The 20744-nt window shown below is 72.6% G+C and carries 18 protein-coding genes; 10 read left to right on the top strand and 8 right to left on the bottom strand.

The window, feature by feature from the left end; genetic code table 11:
- The first annotated feature begins 51 nt into the window (after positions 1–51).
- The gene (locus ACFYZ3_RS04100) at positions 52–1296 is read left to right on the top strand and encodes an MFS transporter (RefSeq protein ID WP_388513825.1); all 1245 of its coding nucleotides are present in this window, start codon (positions 52–54) and stop codon (positions 1294–1296) included.
- On the opposite strand, the gene ACFYZ3_RS04095 is transcribed toward ACFYZ3_RS04100, so the two are convergent.
- The 3 genes from ACFYZ3_RS04095 to ACFYZ3_RS04085 all read right to left on the bottom strand — a co-directional run bounded on the left by ACFYZ3_RS04095 (position 1285) and on the right by ACFYZ3_RS04085 (position 3875).
- Positions 1285–1677, bottom strand: coding sequence for a VOC family protein (locus tag ACFYZ3_RS04095; protein WP_388513824.1), 393 nt, complete (start codon positions 1675–1677; stop codon positions 1285–1287). The two genes, ACFYZ3_RS04100 and ACFYZ3_RS04095, sit on opposite strands and share 12 nt — an antisense overlap.
- Before the next feature lie 78 nt (positions 1678–1755).
- Complete coding sequence (locus tag ACFYZ3_RS04090) at positions 1756–2928, bottom strand: hypothetical protein (RefSeq protein ID WP_388513823.1); 1173 nt, start codon at positions 2926–2928, stop codon at positions 1756–1758.
- A complete protein-coding gene (locus ACFYZ3_RS04085) occupies positions 2925–3875 on the bottom strand; it encodes a 5-dehydro-4-deoxyglucarate dehydratase (RefSeq protein ID WP_388513822.1) in 951 nt (316 codons plus the stop codon). The genes ACFYZ3_RS04090 and ACFYZ3_RS04085 overlap by 4 nt, the downstream gene beginning before the upstream one ends.
- Before the next feature lie 235 nt (positions 3876–4110).
- Here ACFYZ3_RS04085 and ACFYZ3_RS04080 point away from each other — a divergent pair, with 235 nt between their 5' ends.
- From ACFYZ3_RS04080 to ACFYZ3_RS04045, 8 genes are all read left to right on the top strand, one after another.
- Entirely contained in the window at positions 4111–4920 is an 810-nt protein-coding gene (locus ACFYZ3_RS04080; protein WP_388513820.1) for an NAD-dependent epimerase/dehydratase family protein, read from the top strand.
- 283 nt (positions 4921–5203) lie between these two features.
- Positions 5204–5980, top strand: coding sequence for a DeoR/GlpR family DNA-binding transcription regulator (locus ACFYZ3_RS04075; protein WP_388513818.1), 777 nt, complete (start codon positions 5204–5206; stop codon positions 5978–5980).
- A 100-nt stretch (positions 5981–6080) separates the two neighbouring features.
- Positions 6081–7451 (top strand): ABC transporter substrate-binding protein, encoded by a 1371-nt coding sequence (locus tag ACFYZ3_RS04070; protein WP_388513816.1) that lies wholly within the window; start codon positions 6081–6083, stop codon positions 7449–7451.
- Positions 7448–8392, top strand: coding sequence for a carbohydrate ABC transporter permease (locus ACFYZ3_RS04065; RefSeq protein WP_003976920.1), 945 nt, complete (start codon positions 7448–7450; stop codon positions 8390–8392). The genes ACFYZ3_RS04070 and ACFYZ3_RS04065 overlap by 4 nt, the downstream gene beginning before the upstream one ends.
- Positions 8389–9267 carry a carbohydrate ABC transporter permease gene (locus ACFYZ3_RS04060; RefSeq protein ID WP_388513815.1) on the top strand — a complete coding sequence of 293 codons (879 nt, stop codon included), beginning with the start codon at positions 8389–8391 and terminating at the stop codon, positions 9265–9267. Before ACFYZ3_RS04065 ends, ACFYZ3_RS04060 begins: the two co-directional genes overlap by 4 nt.
- Positions 9264–10253 (top strand): zinc-dependent alcohol dehydrogenase family protein, encoded by a 990-nt coding sequence (locus tag ACFYZ3_RS04055; protein ID WP_388513813.1) that lies wholly within the window; start codon positions 9264–9266, stop codon positions 10251–10253. The genes ACFYZ3_RS04060 and ACFYZ3_RS04055 overlap by 4 nt, the downstream gene beginning before the upstream one ends.
- Before the next feature lie 149 nt (positions 10254–10402).
- Complete coding sequence (locus ACFYZ3_RS04050) at positions 10403–10621, top strand: hypothetical protein (RefSeq protein ID WP_388513812.1); 219 nt, start codon at positions 10403–10405, stop codon at positions 10619–10621.
- An 85-nt stretch (positions 10622–10706) separates the two neighbouring features.
- Positions 10707–11906: a TerD family protein gene (locus tag ACFYZ3_RS04045; RefSeq protein ID WP_388513987.1), complete on the top strand. Its 1200-nt coding sequence runs from the start codon at positions 10707–10709 to the stop codon at positions 11904–11906.
- 49 nt (positions 11907–11955) lie between these two features.
- Here ACFYZ3_RS04045 and ACFYZ3_RS04040 read toward each other — a convergent pair whose 3' ends face one another.
- The 4 genes from ACFYZ3_RS04040 to ACFYZ3_RS04025 form a co-directional block, all read right to left on the bottom strand.
- On the bottom strand, positions 11956–12516 hold the full coding sequence (locus ACFYZ3_RS04040) for a TetR/AcrR family transcriptional regulator (protein ID WP_388513810.1): 561 nt from the start codon (positions 12514–12516) through the stop codon (positions 11956–11958).
- Positions 12517–12553: 37 nt separating this feature from the next.
- Positions 12554–14155 (bottom strand): TROVE domain-containing protein, encoded by a 1602-nt coding sequence (locus ACFYZ3_RS04035; RefSeq protein WP_388513809.1) that lies wholly within the window; start codon positions 14153–14155, stop codon positions 12554–12556.
- A gap of 490 nt (positions 14156–14645) precedes the next feature.
- Positions 14646–16124, bottom strand: a complete 1479-nt coding sequence (locus ACFYZ3_RS04030) for a PhoX family protein (protein ID WP_388513807.1) — start codon at positions 16122–16124, stop codon at positions 14646–14648.
- 236 nt (positions 16125–16360) lie between these two features.
- On the bottom strand, positions 16361–17788 hold the full coding sequence (locus ACFYZ3_RS04025; RefSeq protein ID WP_388513806.1) for a hypothetical protein: 1428 nt from the start codon (positions 17786–17788) through the stop codon (positions 16361–16363).
- A gap of 216 nt (positions 17789–18004) precedes the next feature.
- Here ACFYZ3_RS04025 and ACFYZ3_RS04020 point away from each other — a divergent pair, with 216 nt between their 5' ends.
- A complete protein-coding gene (locus ACFYZ3_RS04020; protein WP_388513805.1) occupies positions 18005–19843 on the top strand; it encodes an endonuclease/exonuclease/phosphatase family protein in 1839 nt (612 codons plus the stop codon).
- Between the two features lie 40 nt (positions 19844–19883).
- Here the strand turns inward: ACFYZ3_RS04020 and ACFYZ3_RS04015 are convergent, their stop codons facing one another.
- Positions 19884–20591: an antibiotic biosynthesis monooxygenase gene (locus ACFYZ3_RS04015; RefSeq protein ID WP_388513804.1), complete on the bottom strand. Its 708-nt coding sequence runs from the start codon at positions 20589–20591 to the stop codon at positions 19884–19886.
- Between the last annotated feature and the right edge of the window lie 153 nt (positions 20592–20744).

The raw sequence follows: 20744 nt of genomic DNA, 5'->3' as shown, positions 1-20744 counted from the left end.
GGGCAGCTGCCCGATGCCCGGACCGGGGCCTTAGGCCCAGGCTGACCGGGTATGACGACGGCAAGAACGAAGCATTCCGCGGGCCGGGACGGCCACCGGCCCCTCGTCCGCGTCCTGCGCGACCGCGACGCGGCCCTGTGTCTCTGCGGCGTGGTGGTGTCCGGCTTCGGCACCTCGGCGCTGTGGCTGGCGGCCGGTGTGTGGGTGAAGGACCTCACCGGCTCGGACGGGCTCGCGGCCCTGTGCGTGCTCGCGATGTGGGCGCCGACGCTCGTGGGTCCGGCGCTGGGCACCCTGGCGGACCGCGTCCGCCGCAGGCCGCTGCTGATCGCCACCAGTCTGCTGATGTCCTGCCTGCTGCTCACGCTCTTCGCCGTGGATTCACGGGACACGCTGTGGCTGCTCTTCGCGGTGCTCCTCGTGTACGGCGCGGCGGGCGTCGTCCAGGACGCGGCGGAGTCGGCGCTCGTCGCCGCCGCCGTCGACCCGGGCCTGCTCGGCGACTTCAACGGGCTGCGCACGACCGCCAACGAGGGCATGAAGATGGTGGCGCCGCCGGCCGGGGCGGGCCTGTACGCGGCGTACGGCGGACCGGGCGTGGCGCTGCTGGACGCGGCCACGTTCGTGCTGGCCACCGGTGTCTACGCCGCCCTGCGGGTCCGCGAGGCGCCGGCGCGGCGCCCCGCGTCGAACTGGCGGCGGCGCACCGCCGAGGGCGCCCGGTACCTGTGGGGGCACCCCGGGCTGCGCCCGCTCGTCCTCGCGGGCGGCGTCACGATGCTGTGCGCGGGCGTGAACGGCGCCACGGCCTACGCCGTCGTCGACGCCCTCGGCCACTCCCCCGCGTACGCCGGCGCGCTGTACGCCGTCCAGGGCGCCGGGTCCGTGGTGGTGGGGCTGCTCGCCGGACCGGCCCTGCGACGGCTGGGCGGACGGCGGTTCGCCACCGCGGGGATCGCCCTGCTCGCGGTGGCGCTGGCGGTGCGGGCGGCGCCGTACGACGCCGTGGCCCTGGCCACCAGCGCGGCGATCGGCGCGGGGCTGCCCGCGGTGCTGATCGCCGCCCTGACCGCCGTCCAGCACGAGACGCCGGGGCCGCTGCTGGGCCGGGTCACGGCGACGGCCGGCTCCCTGGTCTTCGCGCCCAACGTGCTCGGGCTCGCCGCGGGCGCGGCCCTGGTGGAGCTGACCGGCCCGCGCCTGCTGCTGCCGGCCGTGGGGGCGGTGCTGCTGGGGACGGCGGCGGTGCTGGCGTCCGCGCCGCGGCGGGCCGGACGAAGGCCGTCAGCCGCGTAGGGCCAGCCACTCCTGGAGTTCGACGAGGTTGCCCGCCGGATCCACGAGGTGGGCGACACGCATGCGGTCCGTCATGGGGGCCGGGCCGTGGACGAGTTCGGCACCCCGCGCGGTGACCTCCTCGCAGCAGCGGTCCAGGTCGTCGACCCGCAGGACGACGAGGGACCGGTGGCCGGCCGGGTCGTCGGCGAGTCCGCCCAGCACCTGGGCCAGCTGTGCGCGGTCCTGCAGGGCGATGCCCGCGGTGCCGCCGTCGGGGGTGAACTTCGCGTACGGGCCGTCCTCCGCCTCGAACTGCGGCTTCAGCCCCAGGACGTCCCGGTAGTAGCGGTAGCAGCGGGGGAAGTCCGTGACCAGGAGGCGGACCTGGGCGAGTTCCATGGGCATCCCTCCGTCGGAGCGCGACGAGGACTGCCGGGTCAGTCGGTGACGACCGGCCCGGACACCGTCGTCCGCACCTTACGCGAGGGCCGCGAGCCCCGCCCGCACCCCCTCCAGATCTCCGTCCGAAGCCAACCCCGCGTGGTACAGCCGCAGTTCCGTCGCCCCGAGGTCCCGGGCGCGGGCGGCGTCCGCGGCGAGGGTGCGGGGGCTGCCGCCCATGCCCGAGACCACCGTGAGGTTGGCGGCGAGGACGGTCCCGTCACCGGCCTGTTCGGCGAACGGCGTCAGCAGGCCCGCGCCGCCCGTGCAGGGGACGACCACGCCGTCCGCGACGGAGAGGATGTGCGCGGGGTCGACACCGGCGTTGGCGCCGCAGTGGTACGACACCGGGTCGGCGTGCAGCAGGACCTGGAAGCCGTCGGGCGCGGCGGCGCGGACCGCCGAGACCGCCGCCTCCTGGAGCGTGCGGGCCCGGTCGTCCCGCCACGCGCGGGTGGCGTTCGCGGGCGCGGCGCCGAGGAGCTTCTCGACGCCCGCCCAGCCCCCGTCCGAGGGCGCCGCGCCCCGCCACACCGGTTCCAGCGCGGTGCGCACGGCGGCGGCGAGCGCGTCGGCGTCGAGGCCCTGAGCGCCGTACCCCGCCCGGCAGTCGGGGCAGAAGCACAGCGACATCAGATACTGACCGGCGTCCCCGAGGGCCACCCCGCCGGTCTTGTCGTGGGCGTGCAGGTGGGCCAGCCCGTACCAGCCCAGCGACTCCAGTTCCGTGCCGCGCGCCCCGGGCCGCACCGCCGCCTCGGCGGCCAGGCCGGTGAGGTACGCGCGCGTGGCGGGCTGCGCGATGCAGGGCGCCCAGGGGTAGCGGTCGCCGTAGGCGTTGACCACGCAGGTGTGCGGGTGCTCCGCGCCGAGGCGGGAGCTGTGGGCGAGGACGACCCAGGTGTGCACCTGGAGGCCCGCCTCCGCGAGGGCGGCGGCGGCCTCGCCGTACGCGTCGCCGGGCGCCCAGTCACCGGCCTCGTACGGGCGGAGTGTGCGGCCCTGCCAGCGGGCGCCGTCCGGCGGGTAGAGGACGGCGGCGTGCTCGGCGGTGACGACGCGGTGGCGCGGGTGGCGCGGGGTGAGGGCGCGGGTGGAGTGGTAGGCGGCGGCGAGCGTCACCTGCGCCACGCCGAGGTCCGCGACGCGCGCGGGTGCTTCCGGGTCGCCGTTGACGTCCCAGGGGTAGACGAACGCCGAGGCCCTCACCGGCCGGCCCCTTCCCCGAGCAGTTCCTGACCCCGCTCGATGATCCGCGCGAGCTGCTTCACATGGTCCTCGGCCGGCTCCTGCAAGGGCGTGCGCACCTCCCCCACGTCCAGGCCGCGCAGCCGTACGCCCGCCTTGACCAGGGCGACGGCGTATCCGCGGCCCCGGGCGCGGAGTTCGACGAACGGCCGGTAGAAGCCGTCCAGCAGGCGGTGCGCCGTGGTGTCGTCGCCCTCGCGCAGCGCCCGGTGGAAGGCGACGGCGATCTCGGGGGCGAAGCAGAACACGGCGGAGGAGTACAGGGGGACGCCCAGCGCGCGGTAGGCGAGCTGGGTCTGTTCGGCGGTCGGGAGTCCGTTGAAGTACAGGAACTCGCCGTCGGGCAGCTCCGTGCGCACCGCGCTGACGATCCGCTGCATCAGGTCGAGGTCGCCGAGCCCGTCCTTGAGGCCGACGACGCCGTTCGTGCGGGCGAGTTCGACGACGCTCTCAGGGGTGAACACGGCGTTGTCGCGCTGGTAGACGATCACGGGCAGCGGGGTCGCGGCCGCCACCTCCCGGTAGTGCCGCACCAGTCCCTCCTGCCCGGCGAGCACCAGGTAGGGCGGCATGGCGAGCAGCCCGTCGGCCCCGGCCTCCTCGGCGAGGCGGGCGTAGCGCACGGCGAGGGCGGTGCCGTAGCCCGCGCCCGCGAGGACGGGCACCCGACCCGCGCTCTCCTCGACGGCCGCGCGGACGCAGGCCGCGAACTCCTCGGGCGTCAGCGCGTGGAACTCGCCGGTGCCGCAGCAGGCGAACACGGCGGCGGCACCGGCCTCGACCCCGCGGCGCACATGGGTGCGGTAGACGTCGAGGTCGAGTCCGCCGTCGGGTCCGTACGCCGTGACGGGGAAGAACAGCGGGCCGCTGGGCGCGGTGAGCCGGGCGGCGAGAGAGGCTGAGGTCACGGGCGCTCCCCATTCCAGGTGCAGGGTCGATTCACGGACGTCGTCATATTCATGACCTGCGTCTACATTTCTGAACGCGACCACGCTAAGCCGCACCACGAACACCGTCAAGCAGGCGCCCTCTTGACGCCCGACCACCTGCTCCTTAGCGTGTCCACACATCTGAACGTGAGGCACACACCGGCACGCGTGCGCACGCCTGCCGCTGTCCCAGACCGACCTAGGAGTCCCGAGGATGCCCGCTCCCCGCACCGTCCTGCTCACCGGCGCCGCCGGCGGCCTCGGCACCCTGATGCGGGAACTGCTCCCCGGCCACGGCTACCAGCTGCGCCTGCTCGACCTGCTCCCGGTCGAGGGCGAGCCGGACGCGATCGTCGCCGACCTCGCCGACCGGGACGCCCTGCGCGAGGCGGTCCGCGGCGTCGACGCGATCATCCACCTCGCGGGCATCTCCCTGGAAGCCTCTTTCGAGAAGATCCTCGCGGCGAACATCGAGGGCACGTACAACCTGTACGAGGCCGCCCGCGAGGAGGGCGTCGGCCGCGTCGTCTTCGCCTCCTCCAACCACGCCGTCGGCTACACCCCCCGGCCGCAGGGCGACGACCCTCTCATCCCCATCGACACGCCACGCCGCCCGGACACCTTCTACGGCCTGTCCAAGTGCTTCGGAGAGGACCTCGCCCAGCTCTACTGGGACAAGCACGGCATCGAGACCGTCTCCGTCCGCATCGGCTCCTGCTTCCCCGAGCCGACCAGCGTGCGCATGCTCTCGGTGTGGATGAGCCCCGCGGACGGCGCCCGCCTCTTCCACGCGGCACTCACCGCCGAGAACGTGGGGCACACCGTCGTCCACGGCTCCTCCGCCAACACCCGCCTGTGGTGGGACCTGACCTCCGCGCGGGCGCTCGGCTACGAACCGCAGGACGACTCCGAGCCGTACGCCGGCAAGCTCGTCGCCGAACAGGGCGACCTCGACCCCGGCGACCCGGCGCACGCCCGCCTGGGCGGCCACTTCGTGACCGACCCCCCGATCTGGCCGTACTGACCGGAAGACGACCACGCGAGAACGACCGAGGAAGCGGACGGGCACCGAACGGGCCCGTCCGCTTCCGCATGCGGGCATCCGCGCTGCCCGTTCTCACCCCGCCCCGCGCCGAACCCCAGGTCCGAGACGGGCACCCGGCAGCGCAAACGGGCACACCCGGGCAGTATCGGGTCCGCAACAGGCCTGGTCAGTGCCGCACGACCGCTGTAGAACTTCCCCCAAGGGCCACACGGGCCCGAACGGGCAACCACACGGCGACGAGGCGGTGAGGCAGGTGTTCGGCATGAGCACGGGGACAAGGACGACGGAAGAACGCCGGCACGAGATCGTGCGGGTCGCCCGCGCCACCGGCTCGGTCGACGTCACCGCGCTCGCCGCCGAACTGGGCGTCGCCAAGGAGACCGTACGCCGGGACCTGCGCGCCCTGGAGGACCACGGCCTGGTCCGCCGCACCCACGGCGGCGCCTACCCGGTGGAGAGCGCCGGTTTCGAGACCACGCTCGCCTTCCGCGCCACCAGCCACGTGCCCGAGAAGCGCCGGATCGCGTCCGCCGCCGTCGAACTGCTCGGCGACGCGGAGACGGTCTTCGTCGACGAGGGCTTCACCCCCCAGCTCATCGCCGAGGCCCTGCCCCGGGACCGGCCGCTGACCGTGGTCACCGCGTCCCTGCCGGTGGCGGGCGCGCTGGCCGAGGCCGGCGACACCTCCGTCCTGCTGCTCGGCGGCCGGGTCCGCTCGGGCACCCTGGCCACCGTCGACCACTGGACGACGAAGATGCTGGCCGGCTTCGTCATCGACCTGGCGTACATCGGCGCCAACGGCATCTCCCGCGAGCACGGTCTCACCACCCCCGACCCCGCGGTCAGCGAGGTCAAGGCGCAGGCCATCCGGGCCGCCCGCCGCACGGTGTTCGCCGGCGCGCACACCAAGTTCGGGGCGGTGAGCTTCTGCCGGTTCGCGGAGGTCGGCGCCCTGGAGGCCATCGTCACCAGCACGCTGCTGCCCTCGGCCGAGGCCCACCGCTACTCCCTGCTCGGCCCCCAGATCATCCGCGTCTGAGAACCACCCGACCCCGTCCCGCGCGGGCACACCCACACCCTCTACTGCCCTTTGCCTCCCGATAACTCCCCATACCTCCCCATACGTTCAGGAGCGATCCATGCGAACCCAGAGCCGACGGAGGCCGCGAGCCACGCTCGCCATGGCCGCCGCAGGGACGCTGCTCGCCCCGCTGCTCACCGGCTGCTGGGTCGGGGCGGGCGGCGCCGGATCCGGCGGCAACGCCATCAACGTCCTGATGGTCAACAACCCGCAGATGGTCGAGTTGCAGAAGCTCACCGCCGACCACTTCACCAAGGAGACCGGCATCAAGGTGAACTTCACCGTCCTGCCGGAGAACGACGTCCGGGACAAGATCAGCCAGGACTTCGCCAACCAGGCCGGCCAGTACGACGCCGCCACCCTCTCCAACTACGAGATACCGATCTACGCCCGCAACGACTGGCTGCACGAGATGGACTCCTACGTCGCCGAGGACCCGGCCTACGACGAGCAGGACATCCTCGGCCCGATGCGCGAGTCCCTCACCGCCGACGACGGCAAGCTCTACGGCCAGCCCTTCTACGGCGAGTCCTCCTTCCTGATGTACCGCAAGGACCTGTTCGCCAAGGCGGGCCTGACCATGCCCGAGCACCCCACCTGGACCCAGGTGGCCTCCTTCGCCGAGAAGCTCGACGGGTCCGAGCCCGGCATGAAGGGCATCTGCCTGCGCGGACTGCCCGGCTGGGGCGAGCTGATGGCACCGCTGACGACGGTCGTGAACACCTTCGGCGGCACCTGGTTCGACACGGACTGGCAGGCCCGGCTCGACTCCCCCGAGTGGGAGAAGGCGACGAAGTTCTATGTCGACCTGGTCCGCGAGCACGGCGAGTCCGGCGCCGCCCAGTCCGGCTTCGCCGAGTGCCTGAACAACATGACACAGGGCAAGGTCGCCATGTGGTACGACGCCACCTCCGCGGCCGGTTCCCTGGACGCCGCCGACTCCCCGGTCAAGGGCAAGATCGGCTACGCGCCCGCCCCGGTGGAGAAGACGGACTCCTCCGGCTGGCTCTACACCTGGGCCTGGGGCATCCAGAAGGCCTCCCGCAACGCCGACAAGGCCTGGAAGTTCGTCTCCTGGGCGTCCAGCAAGGAGTACGAGCAGCTGGTCGGCGACGAGATCGGCTGGTCCAACGTCCCGGCCGGCAAGCGCGCCTCGACGTACGAGAACCCGGCCTACGTCAAGGAGGCCGCCGCCTTCCAGGAGATGACTCGCAAGGCCATCGAGGGCGCCAGGCCCAAGGACCCCGGCGTGCAGCCGCGGCCCGCGCCCGGCATCCAGTTCGTCGGCATCCCCGAGTTCACCGACCTCGGTACCAAGGTCTCGCAGGAGATCAGCGCGGCCATCGCCGGACGCCAGTCCGTCGAGGAGGCCCTGAAGAAGTCCCAGCAGCTCGCCGAGCAGATCTCCGAGGAGTACGAGGGACGATGACCGCCACGACCACGGCCCCCTCGGCCGCACCCGAACACCCCCGCCCCGCCGTCCGCCCGCCGTCCAACCGGCTGCGCGCCTGGGCCACCCGAGCCCCGCTCCTCCCCGCCCTGATCTTCATGATCGTGGTCACCCAGCTGCCCTTCGTGGCGACGCTGGTGATCTCCTTCTTCGACTGGAACGCCCTCTACCCGGACGCCCGCAGCTTCACCGGCTTCGCCAACTACGGCGACGTCCTGAGCGACCCCGCCCTGCGCAAGTCGGTGTGGACGACGATCCTGCTCACCGTGGCGGTCGTCCTGGTCAGCCTGGTCCTCGGCCTGGCCCTCGCCCTGCTCCTCGACCGCAGGTTCAAGGGGCGCGGCGTGGTCCGCACCCTCCTGATCGCCCCGTTCCTGGTGGTCCCGGTCGCGGCGGCGCTGCTGTGGAAGCACGTCCTCTACAACCCCGAGTACGGCCTGCTCAACGGCCTGCTGCACTACGTCGGCGGACCCCAGCCGGACTGGATCTCCAACACCCCGCTGCTCGCGGTCGAGGCCTCGCTGGTGTGGCAGTGGACGCCGTTCATGATGCTCATCCTGCTGGCCGGACTGCAGAGCCGGGACCAGCAGCAGATCGAGGCCGCCCGGGTGGACGGCGCGGGCGACTGGCAGATCTTCGTCCACCTCACCCTGCCCCACCTGCGCCGCTACCTCGAACTTGGCGCCCTGCTCGGCTCGATCTACATCGTCCAGAACTTCGACGCGGTCTTCACGATCACGTCCGGCGGCCTGGGCACGGCCAACCTGCCCTACACCGTCTACCAGAGCTTCTACCAGGCCCACGAGAACGGCCTCGCCTCGGCCGCGGGCGTCCTGGTCGTCATCGGCTCGATCATCATCGCCACCTTCGCGCTGCGCGTGGTGTCGTCCCTGTTCCGCGAGGAGGTCGGCCGCGCATGAGCGCCACCGCCGTACGCCCCGTCGTCACCGACGCCAAGCCGCCCGTACGCACCCGCCGCACGGCCGGTGCCGGCCTCGGCCTGGTCGCCTGGCTGGTCGGGATCGTCTTCTTCCTGCCCATCGCCTGGATGGCGCTGACCTCCTTCCACTCGGAGTCGGACGCGGCGACCAACCCGCCGTCCTTCGCGGCGTCCCTGACCCTGGACGGCTACCGCGAGTTCTTCGGCGCGGGCGGCGGCGCCAGCCCCTGGCCCGCCCTGGTCAACTCAGCGGTCGCGTCCATCGCCTCGACCCTCTTCGTCCTGGTCCTGGCCCTGCCCGCCGCCTACGCCCTGTCCATCCGCCCGGTGAAGAAGTGGACCGACGTCCTGTTCTTCTTCCTGTCCACCAAGATGCTGCCGGTGGTGGCGGGCCTGCTGCCGATCTACCTGTTCGCCAAGAACACCGACATGCTGGACAACATCTGGCTGCTGGTCATCCTCTACACGTCGATGAACCTGCCGATCGCGGTCTGGATGATGCAGTCCTTCCTGGCCGAGGTCCCGGTCGCGATCATCGAGGCGGCCCGGGTGGACGGCGCGAAGCTGCCCACCATCCTGGTCCGCGTGGTCGCCCCCATCGCCCTCCCGGGCATCGCGGCGACGTCCCTGATCTGCTTCATCTTCAGCTGGAACGAACTGCTCTTCGCCCGGGTCCTGACGGGCGTGGTCGCCGAGACCGCCCCCGTCTTCCTGACCGGCTTCATCACCAGCCAGGGCCTCTTCCTGGCCAAGGTGTGCGCCGCGTCGCTCGTCATCTCCCTGCCGGTGCTCGCCGCGGGGTTCGCCGCCCAGGACAAACTGGTCCAGGGCCTGTCGTTGGGAGCCGTGAAATGAAGGCCGCCGTCATCGAGTCCGTGGGCCGCGCCGTCGTCACCGAGGTCCCCGACCCGACGCCAGGGCCGCGCGAGGTCGTCGTCGAGGTCGCCGCCTGCGGCCTGTGCGGCACCGACCTGCACATCCTCCAGGGCGAGTTCGCGCCCAAGCTCCCGATCGTGCCGGGCCACGAGTTCGCAGGCTCCGTGGTCGGCGTCGGCGCCCAGGTCACGGAGGTGGCGGTCGGCGACCAGGTGGCCGTCGACCCCTCCCTGTACTGCTACGAGTGCCGCTACTGCCGAACCGGTCACAACAACCTCTGCGAGCGCTGGGCCGCCATCGGGGTGACGACGGCGGGCGGCGCGGCCCAGTACGCGGTGGCGCCGGTCGCGAACTGCGTGAAGCTCCCCGAGCACGTCCGCACCCAGGACGCGGCCCTGATCGAGCCGCTCTCCTGCGCCGTCCGCGGCTACGACGTCCTCCAGTCCCGCCTCGGCGCCCACGTCCTGATCTACGGCTCCGGCACGATGGGCCTGATGATGCTGGAGCTGGCCAAGCGCACCGGCGCGGCCAGCGTCGACATGGTCGACCTCAACCCTGCGCGCCTGGAAACGGCCCGCGGCCTCGGCGTCTCGGCCTCGGCCGCGACCCCCGACGAGCTGGACCGCCCCCAGGGCTGGGACCTGGTCATCGACGCCACGGGCAACGCGGCGGCGATCCAGGACGGCCTCGACCGCGTCGCCAAGGCCGGCACCTTCCTCCAGTTCGGCGTCGCCGACTACGCGACCCGCGTCCAGATCGACCCGTACCGCATCTACAACCAGGAGATCACCATCACGGGTTCGATGGCCGTCCTGCACAGCTACGAACGCGCGGCGGAGCTGTTCGCGAACGGCGTCCTGGACCCGGACGTCTTCATCAGCGACCGCATCGAACTGGCGCGCTACCCGCAGGCCCTGGAGCAGTTCGCGGCGGGCGTGGGCCGCAAGATCGTGGTCGTCCCGTAACCATCTAGCCCGTCCGGCGCTTGAGGACGAGGCCGTCCAGGCCGAAAGCGGGGGCCTGGGGGCGGCAGCCCCCAGGGACGGGAAGGGAAGGGGCGGCGGGGGCGAAAACCCATGGGGACGCTGCCCCCACCCCCCGTACGATCCCCCGCATGCCCAAACCGAACGGCTTCGCCTACACCACCGCATCCGGCACCGTCCACATCACCCACCACAACCACCCCGCCACCACCCTCAACGGCTCCCGAGCCGCCCGCTTCCTCGAAGAGGTCACGTCCGGCGACCCCCAGCTGGTCATGGCCCGCTGGACCGGCAACTACAAGCACGGCAACGAACGCACGGCCCGCAACCACCCCCGAAACCGCCGCTGACCAGGCGGAACAGGGCCCCGACCCGATTGGCCCCCGGGTAAGGGAACGGTAAAACGCCCTCGCTCGTTCACCCGGCATGACAGCTATGACCCCCGGCTCGAACATCCCCCTCTCCGCCGCCCGCGTGACGGTGGACGTCGCCGCGCCCGTGCGGCTCGACGTATCGGGCCTGCTGCTCACCGCCGACGGCAAGGTGCGCTCCGACGACGACTTCATCTTCTACAACCAGCCCACCGGCCAGGGCGTGACCTACCGCTCCGGCGGCGGCAGCGCCCCGGACGCGATCGTGGTCGACACCTCCGCCGTCCCGCCGGGCATCGAGAAGATCGTCGTCACCGCCAGCCCGGACGCCGCCGGCCAGACCTTCCAGGGCATCGAGCCGACCGCCACCATCCGCAACGCGGACGACAACTCGGTGCTCGCCACCTTCACGCCCCCGCAGCTCGGCACCGAGACCGCGCTGGTGATCGTCGAGGTCTACCTGCGCAACGGCGCCTGGAAGGCCCGCGCGGTCGGCCAGGGCTACTCCAACGGGCTGGCCGGCATCGCCACGGACTTCGGCGTCACGGTGGAGGAACCGGCCGCCCCGGCGACGCCGCCCCAGCCCCAGGCGGTCACGCCACCGCCGCCCCCCGCGGCCGCGCCCACGATGCCCGCCGCCCCGCCCGCCCCGCCCGCCGCACCCCCGGCCCCCGCCCCGGGCACCGGCAAGATCAACCTCGACAAGGGCCGGGTCAGCCTCCAGAAGAACCAGACGGTGTCCCTGGTCAAGGGCGGCCGGCCGGTGCTCTCCCAGGTCAAGATGGGCCTCGGCTGGGAGCCGGCGTTCCGCGGCAAGGACATCGACCTGGACGCCTCCGTCATCGCCTACGGCCCGCAGCGCAACCACATCGACAGCTGCTACTTCGGCAAGCTCTCGATCGTCAACGGCGCGATCAAGCACTCCGGCGACAACCTGACCGGCGAGGGCGGCGGCGACGACGAGGTGATCGTCGTGGACCTGGGCCGGCTCCCGCAGGAGGTCAGCGGCCTGGTCTTCACGGTGAACTCCTTCTCGGGCCAGAAGTTCACCGAGGTCGCCAAGGCCTACTGCCGCCTCATCGACGCCGCGAGCGGCGAGGAGCTGGTCCGCTTCGACCTCACCAGCGCCGAGCCGCAGACCGGCGTGATGATGGCGAAGCTGATCCGCCAGTTCTCCGGCGAGTGGGAGATGACCGCCATGGGCGACTTCGTCAAGTCCCGCACGGTCCGCGGCATGGTGAAGCCGGCCGCGCAGGCGCTGTAGGCGACCGGAGGACACCTGGGGGCGCCCGACGGCGGGCGCCCCTGGGGGTCTAGTCCCGCCCCAGTCCCTCCACGAGCAGGGACAGGTAACGCCGTACGGCCGTGCCGTCCACCTCGTCGGCCGCCTCGGCCGCCGTCACCACGCCGTGCAGCAGTCTCAGCACCTCGACCGGCTCCACGTCCGTCCGCAGCGCACCGGCCTCCTGCGCGGCCCGCACGAGCCGGGTCGCCGCGCCGCGCACGCAGTCGCCGCACGCGGGCCCGCCGCCGGTGACGGCCGTGCCGAGCAGCGCCTTGAGCCCGCGCACCTGGAGCATCCCGACGGCCAGCTCGTCGAGCCACGCCATGAGCGCCGCGCCCGGCGGCCGCGCGGCCGCGATCACGTCGGCGCGGGCCGCGATCGCCTCCAGCCGCTCCAGGTAGGCGGCCTCCAGCAGCGCCTGCCGCGTCGGAAAGTGCCGGTACAGAGTGCCGACGCCCACCCCCGCGCGCCGGGCGATGTCGTCCAGGGAGGCACCCTCACCGTGCTCGGCGAACGCTTCCGCCGCCACCGCCAGCAACCGCTCACGATTACGCCGGGCATCCGCCCGCATGGGCCTGACCTGCGCCACAGCCCCTCCCTGCACAGCGGGCAACCTTCCGGGCACCCTACCGCGCGCGCTCGGCACGGCCCTCCCAGGGCCAGTCGGCGTCCCGGCCCGCCTCGAGCAGCGCAACCATCCGGAACGCTGCGTCCGAGAGCCCGCCGAAGGTGTGCCGGTTCGCCCGGCCCGACGGACCGTGGCCCGCCCGGTACCCGGCGAGGTTCCAGGTGTACACGGGCACGTGCGGCGGCACCTGCTCGGTCGGGTCGCCGTACCGGCTGTGGGCGTACTGCTCGTCGGTGACGATCAGTACCCGGTCGTGCTTCTTGTAGTGGCGCCGCACCGCCTCGGTGGTGTCGGTGCCGCCGAGGTCGCCGAAGCGGGCCAGGACCTTCAGCACCGACTCGCCCTCGCGGTACCTCACGCGGTTGCTCGACGAACCGAACTCGACCAGGTCCGCGTCGGCCGCCCGCAGCGCCAGCGCCGTGCCGAAGACGGCCGCCGCGTCGGCCCGGGTGAGCTCGGAGCGGTCCGACATCCGCGAGAAGAACATCGAGCCCGAGCGGTCCACGAGGACCAGCGTCCGGCCGCCCAGCGCGGGCACGTTGGCCAGCGAGTGGCCGAGCGCCTGCTCCAGGGGGTACGACCAGCGCAGCGACGGCGCGTGCCGGTACGCGGCGAGGTAGCGGAAGGGGAACTGCCGCGAGCGCCCCACCTCGGCCGGGTCGCTGATCCGCGCCGCGACCCGGGCGGCGACCTCGTCCGAGACACCGGCCTCGTCGAAGTTCCGGAGGTTGCGGAGCAACGCCATCGCTCCCATGGACGGGATCACCGCTTCCCAGGCGGCCTTGTCCATCGGCCCCTGGAGCCAGCCGGCCAGCATCTCCCACGTGATGCCCGCCGCCGCGAGCCGCTCGGCGCCGTCGGGTGCCGTGACCACGGCTCGCCGCTCGGCGACGGGCAGCGCCATCAGCTCGCGGTGCGCGGTCAGGACGCGGTTCGAGGCGGGCGGCACCGCGGTGTCCGGGTTGTGCCGGCGGTCGAGGGCGTACTGGAACAGCTCGCCCTGCCAGGGCTTGTCCGGGTCGGGCGCCGCGTGCACCAGGTTGAGGATGTCGCCGAAGCGGTACCCCTTGGACGCGGTGTCGTACTTCAGCAGCGACTTGCCGTGGTAGAGCCGCCGCACGGCGTCGGCGATCCCCCGCTTGACCGGCTTGGGCACGGCGCGCCCGTACGTCGCGGTCCAGTACGCGAGCAGCTCACCGGGCTCGTCGGGCCGTCGCAGGACGGAGGCGACGACCTGCCGGTTCGCCGGTCCGTCGGTGACTCCGGAGTCGAGCCGCGCCTTGACGTACTCGGCGGCGCCGACGATCGAGGCGGTGCGCAGGTTGCCCTCGCCGCGCAGCCAGCCGAGCAGGCCGGCCGTCCAGGACGGGTCGGAGAGGGCGAGTTCGCGCACCAGCGTGGCGAAGCGGTCGTCGCGGGCGGCGCCGCTCTCGTAGAAGGTCTGCTGGGACACGAAGTTGGCCACCGACAGCAGAAAGAGCTCGGAACGCGCGTCGCGCTCGGCGCCCCGGCCGCCCTCGCAGGTGCGCAGCACGCGGCCCGTCGAGGTCACGCGCGAGGTGGGCTGTGCCTTCGCGGCCTTGGTGTTGAATCGCGCCATGGTGAATTCCCCCGAATTCTCGAAAGCTGGAACATTTCCGGAGGGAGACACGGCAGCGGAAGGGTGCCCGAGGTCGGAATCGGCGACGGGACTGTGCGGATGCTCTGCCGAATTGAGCTACACCGACCCGAAGTCGATGACGGGATTCGAACCCGCAACCGTCCGATCAAAGGAAGTATCCGCTGCCTGCGCACCGGGCACCCTTCGACTGCTGGGCCTCCCGAGATCAAGTGGGCTGCGGCATGGGATTCTTTTTGCAGAAGAAGTAGCCGCGGCCCGCGCACCGGGAGGTGCGTGAAGTTGTAGGTGTCCAGAGTTCAGGTCGGCGGAACCGACAAGGTGCTCTAACCCCTGAGCTACACCGGCGCGTTGTGCCGGTGACGGGACTCGAACCCGTGGCCGCCCCATTATGAGTGGAAGTAGGTCCTGCCTTCGCACCTGGACGTTCATCACTCTAAAAGGGCGGTCGTCGGTCGGGCGACCGATTTAATTACCGGCGCTTCTGGCGCTTCCACGGCCCGGTGATGGCGAGCATGATGCCCGGCGTCTGGATGTTGGCGTAGAGGGTCCGGCCGTCGGGCGAGAAGGTGACGCCGGTGAACTCGCTGTATTCGGGGTCGTCCTCGGTGCCGAGGTTCAGTTCGTTGCGGGCGATGGGGTAGGTGCGGCCGCTGTCGGTGGCGCCGAACAGGTGCTGGACCCCGTCGCCGTCCTCGGCGACGACCAGGCCGCCGTACGGGGAGACGGTGATGTTGTCGGGGCCGTCGAAGGCGCCTTCGGCGGACGGGTCGGCGTTGACGCCGAGCAGGACCTTCAGCGTCAGGGTGCGGCGCTTGGGGTCGTAGAACCAGACCTGGCCGTCGTGCGGGCGGCCGGGGCTCTCGTCACGGGCGAAGGAGGAGACGATGTAGGTGCCGCCGTCGGCCCACCACATGCCCTCCAGCTTGCGCGCGCGGGTGACCTCACCGGCGGCGAACTGCTTGCGCACGGAGGTGGTCCGCGCGTCGCGGTCGGGGACGTCGACCCAGTCGACGCCGTAGACGGTGCCGGTCTTCGTGGCGCGGGACAGATCGTCGACGAACTTGCCGCCGGAGTCGAAGCACTTGAAGGCCTGGAGGACCCCGGCGTCGTCGGCGAGGGCGCGCAGCCGGCCGCGGCCGTGCCGGAAGTGCTCCGGCGGGGTCCAGCGGTACAGGAGGCCGTTGGGTCCCGAGGCGTCCTCGGTGAGGTAGGCGTGGCCGCGCTTGGGGTCGATGACGACGGCCTCGTGGGCGTAGCGGCCAAGCGCCTTGACGGGCTTGGGGTCGCGGTTGGCGCGGCGGTCCTCGGGGTCGACCTCGAAGACGTAGCCGTGGTCCTTGGTCATCCCCTCCTCGCCGGCCTTGTCCTCGGTCTCCTCGCAGGTCAGCCAGGTGCCCCACGGGGTGCTGCCGCCCGCGCAGTTGGTGGCGGTACCGGCGATGCCGACCCACTCGGCGACGTGTCCGCCGCGGCGTACCTCGACGACGGTGCAGCCGCCGGCGGCGGCCGGGTCGTAGACGAGGCCCTCGGTGAGCGGGACGGGGTGCGGCCAGTCGTCGCGGTGGCCGCCGAGCTCGTGGTTGTTGACGAGGAGGGTGGTGCCGCGCGGCCCGTCGAAGGCGGCGGTGCCGTCGTGGTTGGACGGGGTGTACTCGCCGGACTCCAGCTTGGTCCGGCCGGAGTAGGTGATGATCTCGTACCGGAAACCGGCGGGCAGGGCGAGGATGCCGTCCGGGTCGGGGAGCAGCGGCCCGTAGCCGACCCCGCCGTGGCCGTGGTGGTCGTGGTGACCGTCGTGCCCGTGGCCGTGCTCCTCCCCCACGCTGTCGGTGTCCGTGGACGCGAGGGCGTTCGGGGCGGTGGCGAGGGCGCCGACGCTGCCCGCCAGTACGACCCCGGCGCCGGTGAGCGCGGATCGGCTGGCGAAGTCCCTGCGGGTGAGCGACATGGTGTCTCCTGTGACGGTGGGCGAGCCGTGGAGGGTGGCGGACCTCGATCCGGCGTCACGGTTCCGCCCGCGCCTGAACGGGGATCCCGCCGGTGCCTGAACGGAAGTTGAACTGGCGGAGACCTCTCCCCCGCCCTCGGGCCGCCGCCTGCCGCGCCCCGTACGCCGCTCGGCCGCGGCCCCGCTTTCCGGTCGCCCTCGGCCGCCGCCCGCCCCCGTACGCCGCCGTACGGCGCTCAGCCGCCCTGCTGGGAGCGTGCCTTGAACGCCGCCTTGCGGGCCTCCTTGGCGATCTTCTTGTCGGGGTGCAGCCGCCCCATCGCCTCCAGGACCTCCGGGGTGGCCGGGTGCTCGACCCGCCAGACCGTGTCGAAGAAGCCGCTGTGCTGGCGGGCGAGGCCCTCCACCAGGGCGCGCAGTTCCTCGGAGTTGCCCTCGGCGGCGAGCTGGGCGGCGACGGTGTCGATGGTCAGCCAGAAGACCATCTCCTGCGGCGGTGCGGGCACGTCCCGGGCCCCGTGCTCGGTGAGCCAGACCCGGGCCAGGCCGCCCAGTTCGGCGTCGTCGAGGACCTCCCGCAGCGCGGGCTCGGCCTCCGCGCCGACGAGGGAGAGCGCCTGCTGGCAGCGCAGCCGGCGCAGCGGTGCGCCGGGGTCGGAACCGCGGGCCGCCGCGAGCAGTTCGCGGGCGGCGTCGAGCGGGCTCCGCCCGGCCAGCCACAGCTCGGTCTCGGCGTGGGCCGCGGCCGGCGGGAAGGGGGCGGTGCCGTCGAGCAGCGCGTCGGCGCCCTTGTCGGTGAGGTCACCGACGGCGGGGGCCTCGAAGCCTGCGTCCAGGAGCCGGGCGCGCAGTCCGTACAGCCCGAGCGGGGTGAGCCGCACCATGCCGTAGCGGGTGACGTCGGCGTCGTCGACGGGGGCGGCGGGCTCCTCGTCGGCGTCGGCCATGAGCGCCTCGTCGACCGGCTGGTATTCGACGAGACCGACGGGTTCGAGGAGCCGGAACTGGTCGTCCAGGCGCATCATCGCGTCCGACACCTGTTCGAGGACCTCGTTGCTGGGCTCGCCCATGTCGCTGGGCACGATCACGGAGGCGGCCAGCGCGGGCAGCGGCACCGGGGTCTCGCCGGGGCCCTCCTCGCCGACGGTGAGCAGGTAGAGGTTGCCGAGCACACCGTCGAGGAACTCGGACTCGGCTTCGGGGTCCCAGTCGAGGGAGGACAGGTCGACCTCGCCGCCCTCGGCCATCGCGTCGACCAGGTCGTCGAGGTCGGGCACGCTCGCGTCGGCGAGCACGGCCTCCAGGGCGGTGAGCCACACCCCGAGCACGTCCTGGGGGGAACCGCCGGTGAGCAGGGCGAGGTCCTCGCCCGCGGCCACGGTGCCCGCCTCCTCGTCGGTGATCTCGACGAGCCCGGTGTCCACGGCGATCCGCCAGGCCTCGCTCGCGTACGCGGCGGCGTCGTCCCCACTCAGCCCGAGCTGCTCGGCCGCCGCCGGCAGCTGCTCCTCGACGAGTCCGCCCCCGGCGTCGACGCGGGTGCCGGGACCGGCCCAGCGGGCCAGCCGCGCGGCCCGGGCGAGCACCGGCGCGGACAGCGCGTCGCGGGCCAGCTCCGCTTCGGGGCGCAGCCGTGCGGGCGGCAGGGTGGAGCTGTCTGACATCGGAAGTTTCTCCTCGCGCGCCTCTTGACCGCCGTACGGCCGCGTTCGGACCGCGTACGGCTCAACGGCTCAGCCTAGACGGGTTTCGCCCCATGCCGCCCGGTTCATCTCCCCGTCGGGTGGTGTACATGGCCGAAACCTTGACAACTGGCCGGAGCAGGCAGGAGATTGACGCGCGTAGAGTCCCGCGCCGCGTCACATCCCCGGAGGGATCCGTTGGCCAGCAAGTCCTCCGCGCGCCTCGCCGCGCTCACCGTCGCCGCCGTCTGTTCGGCGTCCACCGTCGTCCTCACCGCGCCCGCGCACGCCGGCCCCGCACCGGCCGGCTCCGTGCGGATCCACGACGTCCAGGGCAGCACCCGGCTGTCCCCGTACGCCGGCCGGCAGGTCACGGACGTGGCCGGAATCGTCACCGGCGTCCGCGGCTACGGCTCCTCCAAGGGCTTCTGGATCCAGGACCCGCGGCCGGACGCGGACCCGGACACCAGTGAGGGCGTCTTCGTCTTCACGAGCAGGCCCCCCGAGGTCGCCGTCGGAGACGCGGTCACCGTCTCCGGCACGGTCTCGGAGTACGTCCCCGGCGGCACGTCCTCGGGGAACCAGTCGCTGACCGAGATCACCCGCCCGACGGTCACCGTCGTCTCCAGCGGCAACGCGGTCCCGGCCGCGACGACCGTCTCCGCCCGCTCCGTGCCCCGGGCGTACGCCCCGGAGGGCGACGCGAGCGCGAACGGGTCGGTCAACGCCCTGCCGCTGAGGCCCGCGCAGTACGCCCTGGACTACTACGAGTCCCTGGAGGGCATGAACGTCCGGGTGTCCGACGCCCGCGTCGTCGGCGCCTCGGATCCGTACACCGAGCTGTGGGTCACGGTGAAGCCCTGGGAAAACGCCAACCGCCGCGGCGGCACGGTCTACGGCTCCTACGACGACCAGAACACCGGCCGGCTGCAGATCCAGTCGCTGGGCAAGCCGGCCGACTTCCCCGAGGCGAACGTGGGCGACACGCTGGCCGGCACCACCGCCGGTCCGCTGGACTACAACCAGTACGGCGGCTACACCCTGGTCGCGAGCGAGATCGGCACCCTGGAGAGCGGCGCGACGGAGCGCGAGTCGACCCGTCGGCAGAGCGCGCGCGAGCTGGCGGTGGCGACGTACAACGTCGAGAACCTCGACCCGTCGGACGACACCTTCACCGCGCACGCCGAAACGATCGTGCACCACCTGAAGTCCCCCGACATCGTGTCGCTGGAGGAGATCCAGGACAACAACGGCGCCACGGACGACGGCACCGTGGCGGCCGATGCGACGGTCACCAGGCTGATCGACGCGATCGTCGCGGCCGGCGGCCCGCGCTACGACTGGCGGGGCATCGACCCGGTGGACAAGGCGGACGGCGGCGAGCCCGGCGGCAACATCCGCCAGGCGTTCCTCTTCAATCCCGAGCGGGTCTCCTTCACCGACCGCGCGGGCGGCGACGCCACCACCGCGACCGGGGTGCGCAAGGCGCGCGGCAAGGCGGCGCTGACCTTCTCCCCCGGCCGGGTCGACCCGGCAAACCCGGCCTGGGAGGACAGCCGCAAGCCGCTGGCCGGTGAGTTCGTCTTCCGCGGCCGGACGGTCTTCGTCATCGCCAACCACTTCAACTCCAAGGGCGGCGACCAGGGTCTGACGGCGCAGTACCAGCCGCCGTCGCGCGGCTCGGAGACCCAGCGCCACGCCCAGGCGACGGTGGTGAACACCTTCGTCAAGGAGATCCTGGCCGCCCAGAAGAACGCGGCCGTCGTCGCTCTCGGCGACATCAACGACTTCGAGTTCTCCCGGACCGCCCGCATCCTGGAGGGTGACGGAGCCCTGTGGTCGGCGGTGAAGTCGCTGCCGAGGAGCGAGCGTTACTCGTACGTCTACCAGGGCAACAGCCAGGTCCTGGACCAGATCCTGGTCAGCCCGTCGGTGCGCCGCGCCGGACACCTGTCCTACGACAGCGTGCACGTCAACGCCGAGTTCCACGACCAGATCAGCGACCACGACCCGCAGGTGCTGCGGTTCCGTCCGTGACCGGCCGGCAGTGGGGGCGGGTTCCGCGGCTTCGTCGGCTTCAGCGGGGCACGAGGCCCAGCACGTGGTCGTAGCGGCTGACCGTGCCGCCGCGCACGCCCGGCCAGTCGTGCACCCGCTTCCACTCGGGCGTCGCCGAGCCGACACCGTCCCCGGGTGCGGCGAGGGCGTCGAGGTGGGCCTGTGCGCTCTCCCACTCGGCGTAGTTGAGGACGCGGGTGCCGTCGGTGCTGAGGTGGAAGTGGGCGGAGATTCCTCCCGGGCTCGGTGTCGGCTCGCTCTCCAGGGCCTCGAAGACGGCGTCGACCCAGGCGCGCTGCCGGTCGGGGTCGGGTCCCTCGAACTCGACGTCCACGATCACGATGCAGCCGGGGACCGCGGCTGCCGCCCGGTCCTCGCGGGTGGCGCTGCGGTAGCGCCGGTACCTGCCGAGCCCCAGCCGCTCGATGCCCGGCACGGCGGTGTCGATCTCGTCGACGCGCTCCTGCCGTTGGGTCTTCACGAAGGCCTCGTAGGCCTGCTCGCTCGCCCACTGGGAGTGGTGCAGCAGCGTGCTGCCGTCGTGCCCGGTGTAGACGTGGTAGCCGTGCAGGTCTTCGGCGGGCCAGGGCCGGCTCTCCCAGGTGCGGGCGATGGCGTCGACGGTCTGCCGCTGCCGTTCGGGGGTGCCGACCCGCCAGGTGCTGAAGAAGGGCGCCCGGACGTCGGAGCGGGTGAGGTCGGGGTGGGCGTCGGTACGGCGGGTCATGCCGGCCTCCAGTGATCGGTGGTCGTCGTGTGCACGCACCACCCTCCGACCTCGACCAAGGTTGAGGTCAAGTACCTCCGGTACCGGCGGAGCGTGGTGCGGCGAGAGGCCCCGCCCGGAGCCCCTCGCCGCACCGCGCCCCCGGGCGGGCGC

Origin of the sequence: Streptomyces sp. NPDC001599, from assembly GCF_042893535.1 — a bacterium.
GTDB lineage: Bacteria > Actinomycetota > Actinomycetes > Streptomycetales > Streptomycetaceae > Streptomyces.
The sequence above is the reverse complement of the archived record's forward strand: the minus strand, read 5'-3'. Positions and strand labels throughout refer to the sequence as shown.